We start from the raw sequence: 18,251 nt of genomic DNA on the forward strand, positions 1-18,251 counted from the left end.
CATGGCCCTCGCGCTCGACCGCATCCGGGTCGGCTCCGCCCCCGACTCCTGGGGCGTCTGGTTCCCCGACGACCCCCAGCAGGTGCCCTGGGAACGCTTCCTCGACGAGGTCGCCGAGGCCGGCTACTCCTGGATCGAACTCGGCCCGTACGGCTACCTGCCCACCGACCCGGCCCGGCTCACCGACGAGGTGACCAAGCGGAACCTCAAGGTCTCCGCCGGAACCATCTTCTGCGGCCTGCACCGCGGCCCCTCCGAGTGGGACTCCACCTGGGAGCAGGTCAGCCGGGTCGCCGCCCTCACCCAGGCCATGGATGCCAAGCACCTGGTCGTCATCCCGTCCTTCTGGCGTGACGACAAGACCGCAGAGATCCTGGAGGCCCCGGAGCTCACCACCGAGCAGTGGCACAACCTCACCACGGGCATGGAGCGCCTCGGCCGCGAGGTGAAGGACACCTACGGCCTGGACATCGTCGTCCACCCGCACGCCGACACCCACATCGACACCGAGGAGCACGTCGAGCAGTTCCTCGACTCGACCGACTCCGACGCCGTCAACCTCTGCCTGGACACCGGGCACTACGCCTACTGCGGCGGCGACAGCGTCAAGCTGATCGAGACGTACGGCGAGCGCATCGGCTACCTGCACCTCAAGCAGGTCGATCCGGAGATCCTGGCCGACGTGGTGAAGAACGAGGTGCCGTTCGGCCCGGCCGTCGCGCGCGGTGTGATGTGCGAACCGCCCGCGGGCGTCCCCGAGCTGGGCCCCGTCCTCACGGCCGCCCAGAAGCTGGGCGTGGACCTGTTCGCCATCGTCGAGCAGGACATGTACCCCTGCGAGCCGGACAAGCCGCTGCCGATCGCGGTGCGCACCCGCAAGTTCCTGAGGTCCTGCGGCGCCTGACGACCCGAAAGGACGGCCATGACGGAGCGTGCCCCGCTGGGAATCGCAGTCATCGGTACCGGAAGGATGGGCGCCGACCACGTGCGCCGCATCCACGACGTCACCAGCGGAGCACGGGTGACCGCCGTCGTGGACGTCGACGCGGAGCGCGCGAAGGCCGTCGCCGCCCGTGTCGACGGCTGCACCGCTCACACCGATCCGGACGCCGCGATGGCCGCGTCCGACGTCGACGCCGTCCTGATCGCCTCCCCGGGCCCGGCCCACGAGGCCACCCTCCTCGCCGCCTTCGAGCACGATCTGCCCGTCCTGTGCGAGAAGCCGCTCACCCCCGACGCGGCCTCCGCCCTGCGCGTCCTCGACGCCGAACTGCGCCTCGGCCACCGCCGGGTCCAGGTCGGCTTCATGCGCCGCTACGACCCCGAGTACGCGAAGCTGAAAGCCCTGCTGGCCACGGGCCAGCTGGGCCGCCCGCTCATGCTGCACAACCGGCACCGCAACGCGGCCAGCCCGCCCTTCTTCACCAGCTCCATGCTCATCAGCGACTCCGTCGCCCACGAGGCCGACGCGACCCGCTGGCTGCTGGGCCACGAGATCACCGCCGTCACGGTGCTGCGCCCCACCCCCTCCGCCAACGCCCCGGACACCCTGCAGGACCCCCAGTTCGTCGTCTTCGAGACCGACGGCGGCGTTCTCAGCGACGTCGAGATCTTCGTCAACTGCGGCTTCGGCTACCAGGTCCAGGCCGAGGTGGTCTGCGAACGAGGCACGGCCCGCATCGGCGACGGCCACGCCCTGGTCACCAACATGGCCGGCCGCTGGGGCGGCACCATCGTCCAGGACTTCACCGAACGCTTCGAGACGGCCTACGACCAGGAGATCCAGGCCTGGGTCGACGCCACCCGCCGCGGCGAGGTCACCGGCCCGAGCACCTGGGACGGCTACGCCGCGGCGGCGGTGTGCGAGGCGGGGGTCAGGGCGCTGGAGGACGGGGCCCGGGTGGAGGTCGAGCTGCTGGAGCGGCCCACGCTGTACGACTCCTGACGGCGTCCGCTCAAGCTGGGCGCCGGGCGCCCAGGGGGCGGGTGTCCCGTCGGTGAGGGGGTTTCGTTCTGGTCGCCCCGCGGGCGGTGGCGGCGTAGCGTGATCAGTGCCTTCGAGGGGAGCAGCGATGGGCACAGCACGCGACCTGATGATCGTGGCCATGGACCTGGCGTCGAGCCGGCCGGTGCAGCAGGGCGACCTGTCGCTCGGACTGGCCGGAGCCGAGATGATCGACCTTCTCGGTGCGGAGGCGGTGGCGCTGGACGGCGACCGCATCGTGCCGCGCCTGGCGCCGCACTTCGAGGACCCTCTGCTCGAGCAGACCGCCACGGCGCTCGTGCGCGACAAGCCGTACGAGTCGCTCGACGACTGGCTGTGGCGCAGGGGCCGTGGACTGGCCCGGGAGTACCTGACCGCCTTCGAGGAGGAGGGGCTCGTCTCACTGCCCCGTTCCCCCTGGATCCCCCTGCGGCGCGACTGGCCGGCGCCGGTCGAGTCCCCGGCCCGGCAGCGGGCCAGGCACCGCTGGGCGACCGACGAGCCGCTGCTCGCCACACTCGCGGCGGCTGTCGGCTTGCGCGACGAGGTGCCCGACGACCTCCCCGCGCCCGGCGACGCGCCCCAGGCCGTGCTGACCGCGGTGGTCGGCGCCGTGACGGAGCTCGACGCCGTCCGTCGCCGCCGGGCCGTCGAGGACGCGGCGTTCGCCAACATCTGGCGTGGTGCGTGAGCTGAGCGCAGGCACGCCGGAGCGACGACGGGGACGGGGCCGGCACGGCCCGCCCCCGTCCGGGACGAAACGTCAGACCGTCCGGACCTCCTCGATGGTCACGGGGCGGTGCTCGTGCAGCGACAGCGTGCACGCGTCGGCGATCCAGCCCGCCTCCAGGGCGTCCTCGATCGTGCAGGGCGACGGGCGCGCGCCCGCCACGACCTCGGTGAACGCGGTCAGTTCGGCGCGGTAGGCCTCGGTGAAGCGGTCCATGAAGAAGTCGTGCGGGGTGCCCGCCGGGAAGTTCACCCCGGGCTCCACCGAGCGCAGCGGCAGCTTGTCCTCCAAGCCGACCGCGATGGAGTCGTCGAAGCCGTGGATCTCCATGCGGACGTCGTAACCGCGGGCGTTGTGGCGGGAGTTGGACACGACCGCGATCGTGCCGTCGTCGAGGGTGAGGATCGCGCCGGTGGTGTCGGCGTCACCGGCCTCCTTGATGTACTCGGCGCCCCGGTTGCCTCCGACGGCGTACACCTCCCGCACCTCGCGGCCCGTCACCCAGCGGATGATGTCGAAGTCGTGCACCGAGCAGTCGCGGAAGATGCCGCCGGAGGCGGCGATGTACGCGGCCGGCGGGGGCGCCGGGTCCAGCGTCGTGGAGCGGACCGTGTGCAGCTTCCCGAGTTCACCGCTCTGCACGGCGGCGCGGGCGTTGACGAACCCGGTGTCGAAACGCCGGTTGTAGCCGATCTGGATGGGCACGCCCCGGCCGGCCACGGCCTTGAGCACCTCGACGCCCTCGGTCATCGTCCTGGCGACGGGCTTCTCGCAGAAGACGGGGACACCCGCCTCGACCCCGGCAAGGATCAGCGCCGGGTGGGCGTCCGTGGCGGCGGCGACGACGATGCCGTCCACACCGGCGGCCAGCAGCGCCTCCGGCGAGTCCACGACATCGGCCCCGAACCGCTCGGCGGCGGACTTGGCGGCGTCCGCGAACGGGTCGGTCAGAACGAGGGAGTCGACGACGTCGAGTCCGGAGAGGGTCTCGGCGTGAAAGGCGCCGATACGGCCGAGGCCGAGGATTCCGATACGCATGGGTGTTGCTCCTGGAGGTAAACGGGGGGTGGTGCTGCGCCCTTGCTTTTGGGGACGCGGGGTTGTTTCGATGTGCGGCTCCGCCGCGTGGGCGCGAGCAGCCACGACGGCGCCGCACACGACCAACGACGATCCGCGGAAAATCCCTAGTCGAGTCCCCCCAACACGTTCTGATCCCAGTCGATGACAGACCCGGTGACCACCCCGGACCGCTCCGACAGCAGGAACACGACAAAGTCGGCGATCTCGTCCGGCTGGCCGAGCTTCCCCATGGGGAGCTTGGCGGCGGCCTCCTCACGCCAGCCGTCCCCCGCCCCGTGAAAGACCTTCTGCGTGGCGTCCTCGCCTTCCGTCGCGGTCCAGCCGATGTTGAGGCCGTTGATCCGCACCCGGTCCCACCGGTGCGCGTGCGCGGCGTTGCGGGTCAGCCCGATCAGACCGGCCTTGGCGGCGACGTACGGCGCGAGGAACGGCTGCCCGCCGTGCGCCGACGACGTGATGATGTTGACGATCGTGCCGGGTGCCTCCCGCCCCACCATGTCCGCCACCGCCGCCTGCATCGCGAAGAACGGGCCCTTGAGGTTGATCCCGATGTGCTGGTCGAACAGCTCGGGCGTGGTGTCCAGCAGCGTCCCCCGGGACGTCAGACCGGCGGAGTTCACCAGGCAGTCCACGCGGCCGTACGTCTGGACGACCTGCGCCACGGAGGCCTTCGCCTGTTCGGCGTCCGACAGATCGGCCCGGACGTACAGGGCCTTGCCGCCCGCGGCGGTCAGCTCCGCCGCCAGGGCCTCGCCAGGCTCGGGGCGCCGGCCGGTGACGGCGACGACCGCCCCCTCGCGGACCGCGGCCCGGGCGATGGCCGCACCGACCCCCTGGCTGCCGCCGTTGACCAGGACGACCTTGTCGTCGAGAAGTCCCATCGAATGTCCTCAGCTCTCTCGCCGTTCGGCAGCGGCCCGCAGCTCCGCCCGGAGCACCTCGGGTGTCCATGCCTCGCGCAGTGCCCGCCGCACCAGGTCCGCCTGTGAGGGCGGGGCCAGGCCGTCGACCGGCGGGTCGCCGTCGAGGTTGGTGGGGAAGGGGTAGCCCTCGGCGCTCGCCGCGATCACCTGGTCCAGCCACGCCGGGTCGGCGCCTTCGGCCTTGCGCGCGAGGAGCACCGGGTACACCGCGTTCGCCACCGCCTCCCGGTCCACCGTCTCCATCGCACGGCCGAACGCGGACGACACCTGGAGCAGGTTGGCCATGCGCCGGATGTCCGCCGACCGGTTGGTGCCGGCGGCGTGGAAGACGGCCGGGTTGAAGAACACGGCGTCGCCCTTGGCGAGCGGCAGCTGCACCCGGTACGCGTCGAAGTACGTCCGGAACTCCGGGAGCCGCCAGGCCAGGTAACCCGGCTCGTACTTCTGCGAGTGCGGCAGGTACATCGTCGGCCCGGACTCCACCGGCATGTCGCAGTGCGCGACCGCGCCCTGCAGCGTCAGTACGGGGGAGAGGCGGTGCACGTGCGCCGGATAGGCGGCGGCGACCTCGTTCGAGAGGAAGCCGAGGTGGTAGTCGCGGTGCGCGGTCTGGGCGGCGCCACCCGGGTTGACCACGTTGAGCTGGGAGGTGACCTGGTAGCCGGGGCCGAGCCAGGCGCCGGCCACCAGGGCCAGGACGTCGTTGGCGTAGTAGTCGGCGAACGCCTCCGGGTCGTACAGGGCCGCCTTCTCCAGCGCGTTCCACACCCGGTCGTTGGCCCCCGGCGCGGCGAAGTGGTCACCGGCCGTCGCACCCGAGGCGCGCTGCTCGGCGATCAGCGCCTCGAAGACGTCGGTGGCCCGGTCCACGATCCGCAGGTCGGGAAAGGCGCCGCGGAAGACCACGATGCCGGGCCCGTCGGCGAGCGCCCGCACCAGCTCGGCCTGGACCACCCGGTCGCCTTCCAGCAGCCCGCAGTCGTAGACGGGCACGTTGTGCTCGATCGCGGAGGCGTGCGGGTGGTCGGCGGGGTCGGTGGTCTGCTCGACCAGTGCGCGGAACGCGTCGAGATCGCACTCCTGCTCGGACAGCCAGGCACGGCGGTGTACGGAAGTGAAGGACATCGTCGTCCCTTCGGGGTCACGGAGCGACGCAGCCCTGTCATTCTTGTCAGTACAAACCCCTCGAACAACCAGCAGTGAGCCATCAAAAACCCCTCAAGGAGCCGGCGTATGGGACACCCGTTCCCGATCCGGGAGATCGCCCGTCAGGCGGGCCTGAGCGAGGCGACCGTCGACCGGGTGCTGAACGGCAGGGGCGGGGTGCGCGAGAGCACCGCACGGGAGGTCCGCCAGGCCATCGCCGATCTCGACCGGCAGCGCACCCAGGTGCGGCTCGTCGGCCGGACGTTCATGGTCGACATCGTGATGCAGGCGCCCGAGCGCTTCACCACGGCGATCCGCGCCGCCCTGGAGGCCGAGCTGCCGTCCCTGCGTCCGGCGGTGCTGCGCTCCCGCTTCCACTTCCGCGAGACCGGCCCGGCCGCGGAGCTGGTGCGGACCCTGGACCGGATCGCCCGGCGCGGCTCGCAGGGCGTGATCCTCAAGGCCCCGGACGTCCCCGAGGTGACCGCCGCGGTCGGCCGGCTCGAAGCCGCCGGCGTCCCGGTCGTCACGCTCGTGACCGACCTGCCCGCCAGCGCCCGCCTGGCCTACGTCGGCATAGACGACCGGGCGGCCGGCGCGACGGCCGCGTACCTGATGGGCCAGTGGCTGGGGGAGCGTCCGGGCAACATCCTCACCAGTCTCAGCAGCGGCTTCTTCCGCAACGAGGAGGAACGCGAGATGGGCTTCCGCAGTGCCATGCGCGCCCGGCACCCCGAGCGGACGCTGGTCGAGATCGCCGAGGGACAGGGGCTGGACACCACCCAGTACGACCTCGTCCGGGCCGCCCTGGAACGCGACCCGGACATCCGCGCGGTGTACTCGATCGGCGGCGGCAACATCGCCACCCTGCGGGCCTTCGACGACCTCGGCCGTGACTGCGCCGTGTTCGTCGCGCACGACCTCGACCACGACAACACGCGCCTGCTGCGCGAGCACCGCCTGTCCGCCGTGCTCCACCACGACCTCCGCCAGGACGTACGCGAGGCCTGCCACACCGTCATGCGCGCCCACCACGCGCTGCCCCCGGCGGGACCCAGCCTGCCCTCGGCGATCCAGGTGGTGACGCCGTACAACATGCCACCGCAGGCGGCCGTGTGATCCGAGGGCGACGCCGGGCGTGGGTACGGGAGGAGACCCGGCCCCGCCCCTACCGTCGGGCCCATGTGGACCTCGCGCCCCGACGGCGGCCCCGAGCGGTTGGTGACCCTGGTCGACGGCGTGTTCGCCATCGCCATCACCCTGCTCGTCCTGGACCTGTCCGTGCCCCGGGAGCTCGATCCCGCCGCGTACCGCAAGGCCCTGCGCGAGCTGCTCCCGGACCTCGGGGCCTACGCGCTGAGCGTCGCGGTGCTGGGCAGTTTCTGGCGCGATCACCGGCGGATCTTCCGGGGCGTCCGGGAGATCGACGGCCAGGTGATCGTCATCTCGATGGTCGGCCTCGGTGTGGCCGCCCTCGTGCCCTTCCCGACCCGGCTGCTCGCCGAGTACGGGGCCCAGCCGGTGTCGGTCGCCGTGTACTCGGGCGCCGTCGCCGCGCTCGGTGCCTGCCATCTGGGGGTGGCCGCCGTCCTGGCGAAGCGTCCCTGGCTGCGCCACGACACGCCCTCCGAGGCGGCGACCACGCTCTACCTGCTCGACAGTGCCACGTCGGTGGTGGTCTTCCTCGCCACCATCCCGCTGGCCCTGGTGGCGGGGCCCAGGATCATGTGGCTGTGGCTCGTCCTCGTCCCGGTGAAGGTCTACCTGGGCCGAAGGCTGCAGAGCCCAAGCTGAGGGCGGAGGCCAGAGCCCGTGCGGGCATGCGGGGGTCAGGCCCGCACGGTCACCTCCGCCCAGCTCCCGCTCTGCGCCGAGCGTGCCATGGCGTCCAGCGCGGACGCACTGTGCACGGCGTCCGCGAGCGTCGCCCCGTAGGGAGTGCCCTCGGCGACCGACCGCAGGAAGCGGTACGCCTCGACGACCTTCAGGTCGTCGTACCCCATGGCGTTGGCAGCGCCCGGCTGAAACGCGGCGAACTCCCCGTCGCCCGGGCCGGCGTACACCGTGGTGACGGACTGGTCCTGGTACGTCGTGCCGCGGCTGACCCCCAGCTCGTTCATGCGGCGGAAGTCCCAGAACACCGCGCCCTTCGTGCCGTGCACCTCGAAGCCGTAGTTGTTCTGCTCGCCGACCGAGACCCGGCAGGCCTCCAGGACACCGCGCGCCCCGGAGGCGAAGCGCAGCAGACAGTTGACGTAGTCCTCGTTCTCGACCGGGCCGGCCTCACCGCCCGAGGCGCGGCTGTGGCCGGCCGTGGCGCCGGACGGGCGGGCCCGCTCCGGGAGGAAGATCGCCGTGTCGGCCGTCAGCGACGTGATGTCACCGAGCAGATGCCGGGCCAGGTCCACGCCGTGCGAGGCCAGGTCGCCCAGCACCCCGCTGCCGCCCCGCTCCCGCTCGTAACGCCACGTCAGCGCGCCTTCGGGGTGTGCCGCGTAATCGCTGAACAGCCGGATGCGCACGTGCGTGACCGCGCCGATCTCCCCGCCGGCGATCAGCTCGCGGGCCGTTTCGACGGCGGGCGCATTGCGGTAGTTGAAGCCCACCGTGCCCTGCACACCAGCCTCGGCGACCGCGTCCGCCACCGCGCCGGCGTCCTCCGCGGTCAGACCCACCGGCTTCTCGATCCAGATGTGTTTGCCCGCCTCGGCCATGGCGACGCCGATCTCGCGGTGCAGGAAGTTGGGTGCGGTGATGCTGACCGCCCGCACCCGGGGATCGGCCGCCACCTCGCGCCAGTCCCGGGTCGTCGAGGCGAACCCGAACTGGGCGGCGGCCTCCTCCGCCCGGCCCGGTACCTCCTCCGCGACCGTGACCAGCTCCGGGACGAGGGGCAGCTGCGGATAGTGGTGGCGCACCCGCGCGTACGCCTGGGTGTGAACCCGCCCCATCCAGCCGAATCCGATGACGGCGACGCCGAGCGTGTCCACCATGAGAGCCCCTCTTTGGACCGTTCCAGAACCTGTCCAGGCCACCCTGAGCGGGGTTCGCCGACGGTGTCAACCCTTTGACAAGCCGCGCCGCCTCATGGAACGGTCCATCCCATGAGACCGCCGACGATCCGGGACGTGGCCGAGCGGGCCGGTGTCTCCAAGTCGCTGGTCTCCCTCGCGCTGCGCGGCTCGGACCAGGTCCGCCCCGAGAAGCGGGACGCCGTGCTCCGGGCTGCCCAGGAGCTCGGCTACCGGCCCAACGCCGCCGCCCGCAGCCTCAGCGAACAGCGCACCCGCACGGTCGGGGTCCTCCTCAACGACCTGCGCAACCCCTGGTTCGTGGACCTCCTGGACGGCCTCAACTCCCTGCTGCACGCCAACGGCCTGCGCATGCTGCTGGCCGACGCCCGTCTCAACCGCCGTACCGGCCAGGACCCGGCCGACCCGCTGCTGGACCTGCGCGTCGACGGCCTGGTCGTGGTGGGCACGCTCCCCGACCCGGCGGCCCTCGGTGACGTCGCCGGCCGGGTCCCGGTCGTCCTGGCCGGCTCGCGCGAACCTGCGCCGCCGGGTGTCGACGTGGTGGCGGGAGACGACGAGCGGGGCGCCCGGCTGGTCGCCGAGCACCTGATCGGCCTCGGGCACCGCCGCATCGCGCACATCGCCGGATACGGCGCGGTCGGCCGGCTGCGGCGCCGGAGCTTCGAGGCGACGATGCGCCGGCACGGCCTTGCGGACGAGGCGGTGGTCGAGCCGAGCGACATGACCGAGGAGGGCGGCTACCGCACGACCGTCCGGCTGCTCAGCCGCCCCGACCGCCCCACAGCCGTCTTCGCCGTCAACGACATCGCCGCCATCGGCGCGCTCTCGGCGGCCGAGGAACTCGGCCTGCGCGTCCCGCACGACCTGTCCGTCGCCGGCTACGACAACACGAGCATCGCCCGCCTGCGGCACGTGTGGCTCACGACGGTCGACAACACGAGCCACGACATCGGCCGCCGCGCGGCCCGCTGCCTCCTGGAGTGCTTCGAGGGCGTGGGCGGCGCGGGCCGGGTCCAACTCACCACACCGACCCTGGAGATCCGGGGGACGACGGCAACGGCTCCCTGACAGCGCACCTGACTCAGAGGTTGATCGCGTACGCCTTGCGCAGGGTCTCGTGCACCGTCCACGTCGTGCGGTCGCCCTCGCGCAGTACGGCCATGTCGCCCGGCCCCACCGTGAGGGTCGGCCCGCCCTCGACCTCGATCGTCGCCGACCCGCTGATCACGACGAACAGCTCGTCGGCCTCGGTGTCGGTGACCACGCCGGGCGTGATCTGCCAGACGCCCCGCACCTGACGTCCGTCCTCCGACTCCCAGACCACCTTCCCGGTCACCTCGGGCGTCCCCGAGACGATCTGTTCGGGCGCGAGGGGCTCGGGTTCGAGTTCGGCGTCGGGGATGTGGAGTACGAAGCTGTGCGTCATGCGGCGACCCTAGCCCTGGTCGGCGGGGGTACGGCCTCGACAGTGTGTGCGGTGCCGGCCGGGCCGGGCGGACACTTCGTCGCTCCGGCTCGCGCCCTTCGGGGGGCTCACCACCGGACACCGGGCGGTACCGCACCGGCCCCGGCCCCGTTGTCCGTCTCAACCCCTATGCCCTGGTCGGGAGTTCCCGTCGATTCGCGTATTGTTTGCGGCATATGCACTGCCGTTGTGGCGGCCGGGGCGTGCGGGCCTGCGGGCGAAGGGGGAGCAGAACGTGGATGAGACGCGGCGACGATCCGCCCGGGGGGCGGAACTGGCCGGAGGCGTGGTCACGCCCCTGCTGGCCTTCGCGGCCTTCGCGGGCCTTGCCACCCAGGCGGGGCTCCCCTGGTGGGCCGTTCTCGCCGTAGCCGTCTCGACGGTGGGTCTCGCGGGGTGGACCCGGCGCCCGGACCGGCCGGCGGCTCGGGCCGGGGAAGGAGCCGGGGGCCGGACGGGTGAGCGGGTCGGGAAACCGATCGGTGGGCGGGCCGGGGGAACAGCGGGGGAGCGGGTCGGGGAACGGGTCCCCATGCGGTAGGGTTGACCTGCGTGATCACGCGGTTCCACCCGCGCGAGTCGCATCGGGACGTGGCGCAGCTTGGTAGCGCACTTGACTGGGGGTCAAGGGGTCGCAGGTTCAAATCCTGTCGTCCCGACTCGTTTGAGTCGCACATCAGGGCTGTTTTCGGAGGCATCCGAAAACAGCCCTCGCGCATTTCCCGGTGCACCCGCCTGTTCCCTGTGCAGGTGTGCGGGCAGTGCTGCCGCTCCGACGGTCGTGACATAGGCCACCCGCGTGCATCCGCATCGTCAATGTTTGCGTTCGCGTCGTCCGGAAAGTGGCTCAGTAACCACCGGACGCGGCAGTCCGGTGGATGGTGACCGAGAGCCGGAAAAGAGGAGGTTCGATGTCCTCGAAGCGACGTCGCAAGAAGAAGGCCCGCCGCAAGAACGGCGCGAACCACGGCAGCCGTCCGCAGTCCTGAGAGGTCGGTGGGCGCGGAACGCAAACGGGTGGGTGGCATCTGCCACCCACCCGTTTGCGTTCGCAGGCGCGTCAAGGGGACGAGCTGGGAGCAGGTCAGATCAGCTGCGCCTCCGGCACCCCGTTCCTGCGGACCCACTGTGCGCGGTGCTCGGCGGCCAGGGCCATGCCGCGGCGGCGGGCCTCGGCAGGGACCGGGAGCCTGCACAGGGCGTCGAGCGTGCCCAGCATCGTCTGCGCGAAGTGCTGCCCGAGGGCGGTCAGGCGGCCGGAGGCCAGCAGAACCTCCGTGGCCTCCCGGGCGCCCGTCCGCCAGCGGGTGAACTGGGCCTCGGCCAGGGCGAGTTCCTCGGAGTTCTGCTCCACGTCCCGGAGCCGGTTCCAGAACTCCGCCACGCCCAGGTGTGCGTACGCCCCGTGGAAGAGGCCGAGCAGGGGGCGCGGATCGGAGCGCCAGGGCGCGTAGTACAGCTCCTCACCGTCCGGCTCGAAGAGGTCGAACAGGTGCAGCACCGCGGCGAACTTGCCGTGCTGCATCTCGTGGGCCATGGACAGTGCCAGACCCCGCGCGGAGCGCGGCCGGGACAGTGCCATGGCACCGAACGCCTCCGCGCTGCTGCCGCTGAAGCTGTCCGGGCGGTCGACCGGGATCAGCGTGCGCGGACCGGCGACGAGCTCGGCGTACGTCCCCGGGTGGTGGTCCCGCAGCAGACGGCAGGCCTCCCGTGCCGTGGCCTCCCACCAGCGCAGGTCGCCCGGGGTCAGTCCCAGCGGCCGTTCCGGGACGCCGGGGAAGCGCAGCGGGTCGGCGTCGTCCAGCAGCAGTGGCCCGCCGGTGTGCGGCACCACGAGCCGGTGCGCCGCCCGCCACCGGCCGGACGGCCCGGACGGGACCTGGGGAACCTCGACCGGACCGGGCCGGGAACCGGGCCCCGCCACTGAGATGCGGGCCGCGCCCCCGGCGTCGACCACCACCTCGGCCAGGTCGCCGGGCCGGGCGCCCGGGAAGCGCGCCCCGCCGAGCGAGGGCAGGAACACCTGGTCCGTCGTCATCGGCCACCACACCCGTCCGGGCACGCCCGCGCGGACCGCGGCGGCCGCGGCCAGGGCACTGAACCAGTGGACGGGTGGCGCGCACGCGACGCCGGTCCCCGCCTCGGCGAACCGGTCCAGCCGGGCCAGCAGGCCCGTCAGGGCGGTGCCCGCCGAGGGATGGGACAGCACCGTGGCCACGGCTGCGGGATCGGCCCGATGGGCGGCCTCGAGCAGGTGCCAGGCTCGCGCGGCCGCGTCGGCCACGTCCCCGCCGACCGCACCGGCGGCCCGCGTCACCGCCAGGGCGCAGGCCAGCCGGCGGCTGTGCTCGGCGCGGGCCAGCAGGCGCAGGGCGTCGGCCCCGCCGCCGCCCGTCGCGAGCGCGGTGAAGAGCCTGCCGGGCACACGAAGCGGCACGGGCCCCCTCATGCCGCTTCCGCCGCGGCGGCGCGCAGCCGGTCCAGGTCCGCGGCCAGCCGTCCCCTGACCCTGGTGATCAGAGCGGCCAGGTCCGCACAGTAGACACTGGGGTTCGCGAACCCGGTGGCCGCGCGGTAGCGGTGGGCGTAGTGCCCGCCCCCGCACACCCGTTGCAGCCGGCAGCCACGGCACTGCGCCGAGAGGCCGTCGACGCCCCACTGCCGGGCCGCCACGCCCGGATGACGCAGCAGCGCGTCGAAGGAGTCGCGCCGTACGTGCAGGCCCGTCCGGGCGGCGCCGTGGTACGCGGTGCGCAGCGTGTCGTCCTGGGCGAGCGAACCGTCCGTCTCGACCACCGCGTACCGCACCGGGGCCACTCCCAGCGCCTCCGTCTCCGGGGTACCGCCGAGCAGCAGCGCCATCATGTCCTCGAGCAGCCGCACCCGGGTCTCCCGCTGTCCCGCCCCGTACCAGCGCTCGAACACCCGCCACAGCCAGTCCGCGTACGGCGTCCCCGGGCCCAGCCCGGGCGGGGGAGTGTGCCAATTGCCCTGCGGCAGCAGGAAGTCCACGGCGGGCGGGCGGTACGTCAGCAAGTGCTCGTAGCAGCGCACCGGATCGTTGCGCAGGTCGATGGTGCACAACAGGCCCGCGAACAAAGGGCGATGGGGCCCGTCGGACAGCCGGCCCACCGCGCCTGCGACCCGGGCGTGGCTGCCGCGGCCGTCCGCGCCACGGCGGTGCCGGTCGTGCGCCGCGCGGTCCCCGTCCAGGCTCACCGAGACGCGGATGCCGTGCTCGGCGCACAGGTCGAGCCAGCGCTCGGTCAGCCGTACCCCGTTGGTCTGGAGCGCGAGGTGCAGTTGTACGCCGGGTCCGGCAGCGGCACGCAGGACCGAGGCCGTGCGCCGCAGAGCGGCCTCACCCGCCAGCAGCGGCTCACCCCCGTGCAGCACCACACCGGCCTCGCGCAACCCGTGCGCCGCGAGGTGCTCGGCGATGCGACCGGCCGTGCGGTCCACCGTCTCCGGCGCCATGGTGCGCGGCTGCTCACGCCAACTCCGGTCCTGTGCCCGGTACATGTAGCAGTACTGGCAGGCCAGGTCGCAGCGGCTGTGGACCTTCAGGACGAAGGAGTGCAGCGGCGCGGGCACCCAGCCGGCCGCCTCCCGGGCCACGACGTCGGCCGCGACCGGCCACGGCGGCTCCGCATGGCGCAGCCGATTCATACGCACCCCCCGGTTCGCATGCCGACCGGCCCGTGCCCGCCCGGCCGGTCCACGCCATCGAGCCCAGTATTCGGGGCCGGTGACACACCGTCAACATCGAGAATCCGTCGTCCGGGCCGCCACCGCCCGAAAGTCGCCGTTTTCCCGCGGCACCCCGTGGGGACGTCAACACTGGACACCGAGTCCCGGGACACGCAGGCGCCGGGCGTGGAGAGCCGCCACGACGGCGGTCCGTCGGGCACCGCGGAGGATGGGCCATGGCAGAGCTCGAGGAAGCGGGTGCCGAGCGGGACGAGGGCGCACTGGAATCCGTCGTGCTGGACCTCACCGGCGTGCCGCTCGACGACCTCGCCGCGCTGCCGCCCTCCGCGCTGGGCGAGACCCTGCGCCGGCTGCGCACCGGCGGCGACCCGGACGAACCCTTCGTCACCGGCCACAACGAGAGCCAATGACCGGGCCCCCGGCGCCGACGCGGCCCTCACGCGAAACCGTCTGATCAGGGGCAACCCGTCCTATACTGACCGTCCCTGACTGTCGTGCCCCACCGTCCAGCACCTGCCGTCCGAAGCGGAGTGGCCATGCCCGACATCCACGCAGCCGACCGCTCGGGACGGTTCGCCCTCTTCTGCTCCACCGCGGAGAACCTCGGCGTCAGCACGACGCTGCGCAACGTCGCGGACCTGCTGGCCGCGGGCAACCGCAGCGTCCTGATCGTGGACGGCCGGGCGACCGGCACGCCGGGCGGTGCCCCGCTGCCCGAACCCGACCCCGGGCGCATCCACTCCGCCGCCCGCCCGGACGCCGAGTCCCTCCTCGCCCTCACCTCCGACCCCCGGGCCCTCGCCCACGACCACGTCCTCGTCGAAGCCCCGCTGCCCGACGCGATCGGCGCACCGGCCGAGGGCAGGCTCGGCTCCCTGGCCGACTCCCTCGTGCTCTGCTTCGCCATGACCGCCTGGTCCATCGACGGCGCCGCCGCCCTGGCCGAGCAGATGAGCGGCGGCCGGTCCGACCGGCCCGTGCGGCTGCTGGCCCTGGGCCTGAAGAGCAACGTCGAGTCGCACGACCGGCTGCGCGGCGCGCGCGAACGGGTACGCCGCAAGTTCGGCCCCCTCTCGCGGGCCTCCCGCACCTCCGAGGTCGCCTTCCTGGAGATCCCGTACCACCCGCTCTACCTCGACACCCGGCAACTCGCCGTCGAGAGCGAGCCGGAAGGCTCCGTGACCGGGCTGCGCCCCTACTACGAGCGGATCGCCGACTGGCTCCGCAACCGGCGCCCGCTGCCGCTGAGCCGCGTCACCCTCGTCCACTCCCAGCGCCACGCGCCCTGGGCGGCCTGGCTGGAGGACCAGTTCCGGCGCGGCGGCATCCGCACCGAACTGCGCGCTCTGGACTCCTACGCCGGAGACCGTCCCGCCCCCGGCACCGCGCTGCTCTTCCTCTCCCCGGCGGACATGGACCACGCCGCCCTCGCCCAGCTCGCCGCCCTGTCCCACCCCGACGTCCGGATCGTCCTGGCCGACGAGCCCTTCCCCGACCCGGGCGCCGCCCACCACGAGCGCATCGACCTGCGCGGCACCGACGAGGACGAGGCCGTACGGCGGCTGTACGCGGGGCTCGGCCTCGGCGCGCCGCCCTCGACGGACGGCACGCCCGGCGCCCGCTTCCCCCGGCTGCCCGCCGTCACCAACGTGGCCCCCCGCTACAGCGGCTTCGTCGGCCGGGACGACGTTCTCGGCTCTCTCTGGGACGAACTGCACAAGGCGGGCCGGGACCGCACCCCGCTCGTCGTGCACGCCGCGAGCGGCTGGGGCAAGAGCGAGATCGTCCGGGAACTGTGCCACCGCTTCGGCTCCGCCTACGACGTCGTGTGGTGGGTGCGCTCCTGGGAGATCCCCCGCGCCCGCCGGGGCCTGACCCGGCTCGCCGGCCGCCTCGACCTGGTCACGACCGGCGACGGCGCCTCCCCGGCCCTGTTCGAGCACCTCTCCCGCACCGACACACAGAGCTGGCTGCTCGTCTACGACGGGGCCGATTCCCCCGACGGACTGCAGGAGTTGCTGCCCACCCCGCACTCCCGCGGGCACGTACTGATCACCAGCCGCAGCGCCCCGGCCACGCCCGGCATGGCGGCCTTCTCCCTGCCGCCCATGTCACCGGCCGAATGCCGGGCCGTCCTCGGCGAACGGCTCGCCGAGATCGACGAGGAGCAGGCGCTGCGGGTCGGCCAGGTCCTGGGTTTCGTCCCGCTCGCCCTGCGCATCGCCGCCCTCTGCCTCGCCGAACGCGCCGCGGCCCACCGGCGCGACGACAGCATGGCCGACCAGGCCGCGGCCCGGGCCGCCGTCGCCCACCTCCTCGCCGAGTACCGCACCGCCCAGCAGGCCCTGCTCGAACAGGACGGCACCGCCCCGCCGGTGACGGTCATGGTGCGGGTGGCGCGGCAGACCGTGCTGCACACCCCCGGCGCCGCCGCCTGGCGCGCCGAGAGCCGGACGAGCGACGCCCTGGGCTGGCTGCTGAACGCCGCCTCCCTGCTCACCGGCCGGGGCATGGGCCTGGAGCTGCTGCGCTCACGGCGCATCCTCTCCGAACTGGCCCGTGACGACAGCGCGGACGGTGCGCCGGCCCGCCGGATCCCCGCCGACACGCGGATGCCCGACGAACACATGGTGAGCGTCGCCCTGTGGGCCCTGTCCCGGGTCGGGCTCCTGGAGGTCGACTTCGACCGGCCCGACCAGCCCCTCGGCCAGCACCACGCCGTACGGGACGCCCTGCGCGCCGGCATGGAACCGGCCGAGCGCGCCCACATCGAGCAGGTGCTGCGCGGCACCCTCGCCGAGTACACACCGGACGAGAACCGCGGCCTGAGCGCCGACTGGGCCCGCGAGGTGTACTCCCTGCGCCTGTGGGAGGACCACCGCCCCCGTGTCCGGCGCTCCCTGCTGCGCCACCTCAACGCCCTCAGCCAGCGCGGCGAGAGTGCCGACCTCGCCCGCCTGCTCGACATCTCCGAGCGCGCGCAGGCCTCCTGGGCCCCGGCGGACGACGACGACCCGTCACCGGAGTACCTGCGCCTGCTCAACCTCACCGCCCGTGCCCACCGCCTCACCGGCTCCTACGAACCGGCCCGCCGGCTGTCCGAGCAGGCCCTGCGCGGCCACCGCCGGCTGCTCGGCCCCCTGCACCCGAGGACCCTGCTGTCCGCCGACTCCTACGGCGCCAACCTGCGCTCCCTCGGCAGGTTCTCCGACGCGCTGTTCCAGGCCCGGCCGGTCCTGGAGGGCCTGACGCTGCTGCTCGGGCCGCAGCACGCCGCGACCGTGCAGGCCGAGCACAACCTGGCCTTCACGGAGGCCCTGAGCGGACGGGCCCCCGACGCCCTGGCCCGGCTCCTCGCCCGGTTCCGCTACCGCCAGTCCGTCGGCGGTGAGGACGACCCGGCCGTCTGGCGGTCCGCCGACCTGCTCGCCTGGGTCTACCGGTCCCTGGGCCGCGACGCGGAGTCCCAGGACCTGCTGAGGCAGTGGCTGCACCGGCACGGCGACATCGCCACCGGCACCCGGCTCAACATCGAACTCGGCCTGGCCGTCAGCGAACGGCGCATCACCTACAACTCCGCCCGCCCCCACGAGAGGGTCTACGGCTACGAGAAGGCCCTCGAACGGGACCGGCGGGTGCTCGCCGAGTCCACCGGCCGGTTCGGCGCCGGCCATCTGGACACCCTGCGCTGCCGCTTCAGCCTCGCCGCCGACCTGCACGCACTCGGCAAGCACGACGAGGCCGAACACGAGGCCCGCCTGTGCGGCCGGGCGCTGGAGGACTCCCTGGGGGCCTGGCACCCGTACGCCGCCCTGGCCGGCGTCCGGCACGCGGTGTACCTGCGGGCCTGCGGTGCCGTCGAGGACGCGGAGGCCACCGGCCGGGCCGCGCTGAACCTCCTGACCGACCGGCTCGGCGACAGCCACGCCTGGGTGTCCGCCGCGGAGAACTCCCTCGCGGCCACCCTCGCGGCGGCCGGGCGGCCCGCAGAGGCGACCCGCCTCGTCGAGAGCGCCCTGCGTCGTTTGCGGGACCTGGACATGGGGCATCGCCCCGACGGGCGGCGCGTGGGGGCGCACCAGGCCTGGCTCACCTCCCGGGCCACCGGCCCCACCGCACCGGCCAGGGACTTCGACATCGATCTGGAACTGCCCGGAATCTAGGGGGCGCCCTC

At 73.2% G+C, this 18,251-nt stretch carries 17 protein-coding genes and 1 tRNA gene; 11 read left to right on the forward strand and 7 right to left on the reverse strand.

The annotated features are described in order from the left end of the window. Window position 1 precedes the first annotated feature (1 nt). The 3 genes from AB0B29_RS13260 (at window position 2) to AB0B29_RS13270 (ending at window position 2,675) form a co-directional block, all read left to right on the forward strand. The gene (locus AB0B29_RS13260) at window positions 2-904 is read left to right on the forward strand and encodes a sugar phosphate isomerase/epimerase family protein (protein ID WP_362238016.1); all 903 of its coding nucleotides are present in this window, start codon (window positions 2-4) and stop codon (window positions 902-904) included. An 18-nt stretch (window positions 905-922) separates the two neighbouring features. After that, a complete protein-coding gene (locus tag AB0B29_RS13265; protein ID WP_362238018.1) occupies window positions 923-1,945 on the forward strand; it encodes a Gfo/Idh/MocA family protein in 1,023 nt (340 codons plus the stop codon). A gap of 127 nt (window positions 1,946-2,072) precedes the next feature. After that, window positions 2,073-2,675: a GOLPH3/VPS74 family protein gene (locus AB0B29_RS13270; RefSeq protein ID WP_362238021.1), complete on the forward strand. Its 603-nt coding sequence runs from the start codon at window positions 2,073-2,075 to the stop codon at window positions 2,673-2,675. Between the two features lie 72 nt (window positions 2,676-2,747). On the opposite strand, the gene AB0B29_RS13275 is transcribed toward AB0B29_RS13270, so the two are convergent. The 3 genes from AB0B29_RS13275 to AB0B29_RS13285 all read right to left on the reverse strand — a co-directional run bounded on the left by AB0B29_RS13275 (window position 2,748) and on the right by AB0B29_RS13285 (window position 5,842). Next, the gene (locus AB0B29_RS13275) at window positions 2,748-3,752 is read right to left on the reverse strand and encodes a Gfo/Idh/MocA family protein (protein ID WP_362238024.1); all 1,005 of its coding nucleotides are present in this window, start codon (window positions 3,750-3,752) and stop codon (window positions 2,748-2,750) included. A gap of 146 nt (window positions 3,753-3,898) precedes the next feature. Continuing rightward, window positions 3,899-4,675 carry an SDR family oxidoreductase gene (locus tag AB0B29_RS13280; protein ID WP_362238026.1) on the reverse strand — a complete coding sequence of 259 codons (777 nt, stop codon included), beginning with the start codon at window positions 4,673-4,675 and terminating at the stop codon, window positions 3,899-3,901. Between the two features lie 9 nt (window positions 4,676-4,684). After that, a complete protein-coding gene (locus AB0B29_RS13285) occupies window positions 4,685-5,842 on the reverse strand; it encodes a phytanoyl-CoA dioxygenase family protein (protein WP_362238029.1) in 1,158 nt (385 codons plus the stop codon). Between the two features lie 108 nt (window positions 5,843-5,950). On the opposite strand from AB0B29_RS13285, the gene AB0B29_RS13290 reads away from it, so the two are divergent. Both AB0B29_RS13290 and AB0B29_RS13295 read left to right on the forward strand, forming a co-directional pair. Continuing rightward, window positions 5,951-6,982 carry a LacI family DNA-binding transcriptional regulator gene (locus tag AB0B29_RS13290; protein ID WP_362238031.1) on the forward strand — a complete coding sequence of 344 codons (1,032 nt, stop codon included), beginning with the start codon at window positions 5,951-5,953 and terminating at the stop codon, window positions 6,980-6,982. A gap of 63 nt (window positions 6,983-7,045) precedes the next feature. Next, window positions 7,046-7,657: a TMEM175 family protein gene (locus AB0B29_RS13295; RefSeq protein WP_362238034.1), complete on the forward strand. Its 612-nt coding sequence runs from the start codon at window positions 7,046-7,048 to the stop codon at window positions 7,655-7,657. 35 nt (window positions 7,658-7,692) lie between these two features. Here the strand turns inward: AB0B29_RS13295 and AB0B29_RS13300 are convergent, their stop codons facing one another. Next, a complete protein-coding gene (locus AB0B29_RS13300) occupies window positions 7,693-8,856 on the reverse strand; it encodes a Gfo/Idh/MocA family protein (RefSeq protein WP_362238037.1) in 1,164 nt (387 codons plus the stop codon). A 111-nt stretch (window positions 8,857-8,967) separates the two neighbouring features. On the opposite strand from AB0B29_RS13300, the gene AB0B29_RS13305 reads away from it, so the two are divergent. Continuing rightward, window positions 8,968-9,966 (forward strand): LacI family DNA-binding transcriptional regulator, encoded by a 999-nt coding sequence (locus AB0B29_RS13305; RefSeq protein WP_362238040.1) that lies wholly within the window; start codon window positions 8,968-8,970, stop codon window positions 9,964-9,966. A 13-nt stretch (window positions 9,967-9,979) separates the two neighbouring features. On the opposite strand, the gene AB0B29_RS13310 is transcribed toward AB0B29_RS13305, so the two are convergent. Continuing rightward, entirely contained in the window at window positions 9,980-10,324 is a 345-nt protein-coding gene (locus AB0B29_RS13310) for a cupin domain-containing protein (protein WP_030840645.1), read from the reverse strand. A gap of 274 nt (window positions 10,325-10,598) precedes the next feature. On the opposite strand from AB0B29_RS13310, the gene AB0B29_RS13315 reads away from it, so the two are divergent. From AB0B29_RS13315 to AB0B29_RS37755, 3 genes are all read left to right on the forward strand, one after another. Then, window positions 10,599-10,904 (forward strand): hypothetical protein, encoded by a 306-nt coding sequence (locus AB0B29_RS13315; protein ID WP_362238043.1) that lies wholly within the window; start codon window positions 10,599-10,601, stop codon window positions 10,902-10,904. Window positions 10,905-10,948: 44 nt separating this feature from the next. Beyond that, window positions 10,949-11,022 (forward strand) — tRNA-Pro (locus tag AB0B29_RS13320). Between the two features lie 252 nt (window positions 11,023-11,274). Next, a complete protein-coding gene (locus tag AB0B29_RS37755) occupies window positions 11,275-11,352 on the forward strand; it encodes a 50S ribosomal protein bL37 (RefSeq protein ID WP_370443954.1) in 78 nt (25 codons plus the stop codon). 95 nt (window positions 11,353-11,447) lie between these two features. On the opposite strand, the gene AB0B29_RS13325 is transcribed toward AB0B29_RS37755, so the two are convergent. After that, window positions 11,448-12,803 carry an HEXXH motif domain-containing protein gene (locus AB0B29_RS13325; protein WP_362238046.1) on the reverse strand — a complete coding sequence of 452 codons (1,356 nt, stop codon included), beginning with the start codon at window positions 12,801-12,803 and terminating at the stop codon, window positions 11,448-11,450. A gap of 8 nt (window positions 12,804-12,811) precedes the next feature. After that, window positions 12,812-14,035 (reverse strand): FxsB family cyclophane-forming radical SAM/SPASM peptide maturase, encoded by a 1,224-nt coding sequence (locus tag AB0B29_RS13330; protein ID WP_362238048.1) that lies wholly within the window; start codon window positions 14,033-14,035, stop codon window positions 12,812-12,814. 257 nt (window positions 14,036-14,292) lie between these two features. Here AB0B29_RS13330 and fxsA point away from each other — a divergent pair, with 257 nt between their 5' ends. Then, window positions 14,293-14,487, forward strand: a complete 195-nt coding sequence (gene fxsA / locus AB0B29_RS13335) for an FxSxx-COOH cyclophane-containing RiPP peptide (protein ID WP_104780466.1) — start codon at window positions 14,293-14,295, stop codon at window positions 14,485-14,487. Window positions 14,488-14,613: 126 nt separating this feature from the next. Continuing rightward, window positions 14,614-18,240, forward strand: a complete 3,627-nt coding sequence (fxsT, locus tag AB0B29_RS13340) for an FxSxx-COOH system tetratricopeptide repeat protein (RefSeq protein WP_362238051.1) — start codon at window positions 14,614-14,616, stop codon at window positions 18,238-18,240. Window positions 18,241-18,251 lie beyond the last annotated feature (11 nt).

The organism is Streptomyces tibetensis (assembly GCF_040647715.1).
Lineage (GTDB): Bacteria > Actinomycetota > Actinomycetes > Streptomycetales > Streptomycetaceae > Streptomyces > Streptomyces tibetensis_A.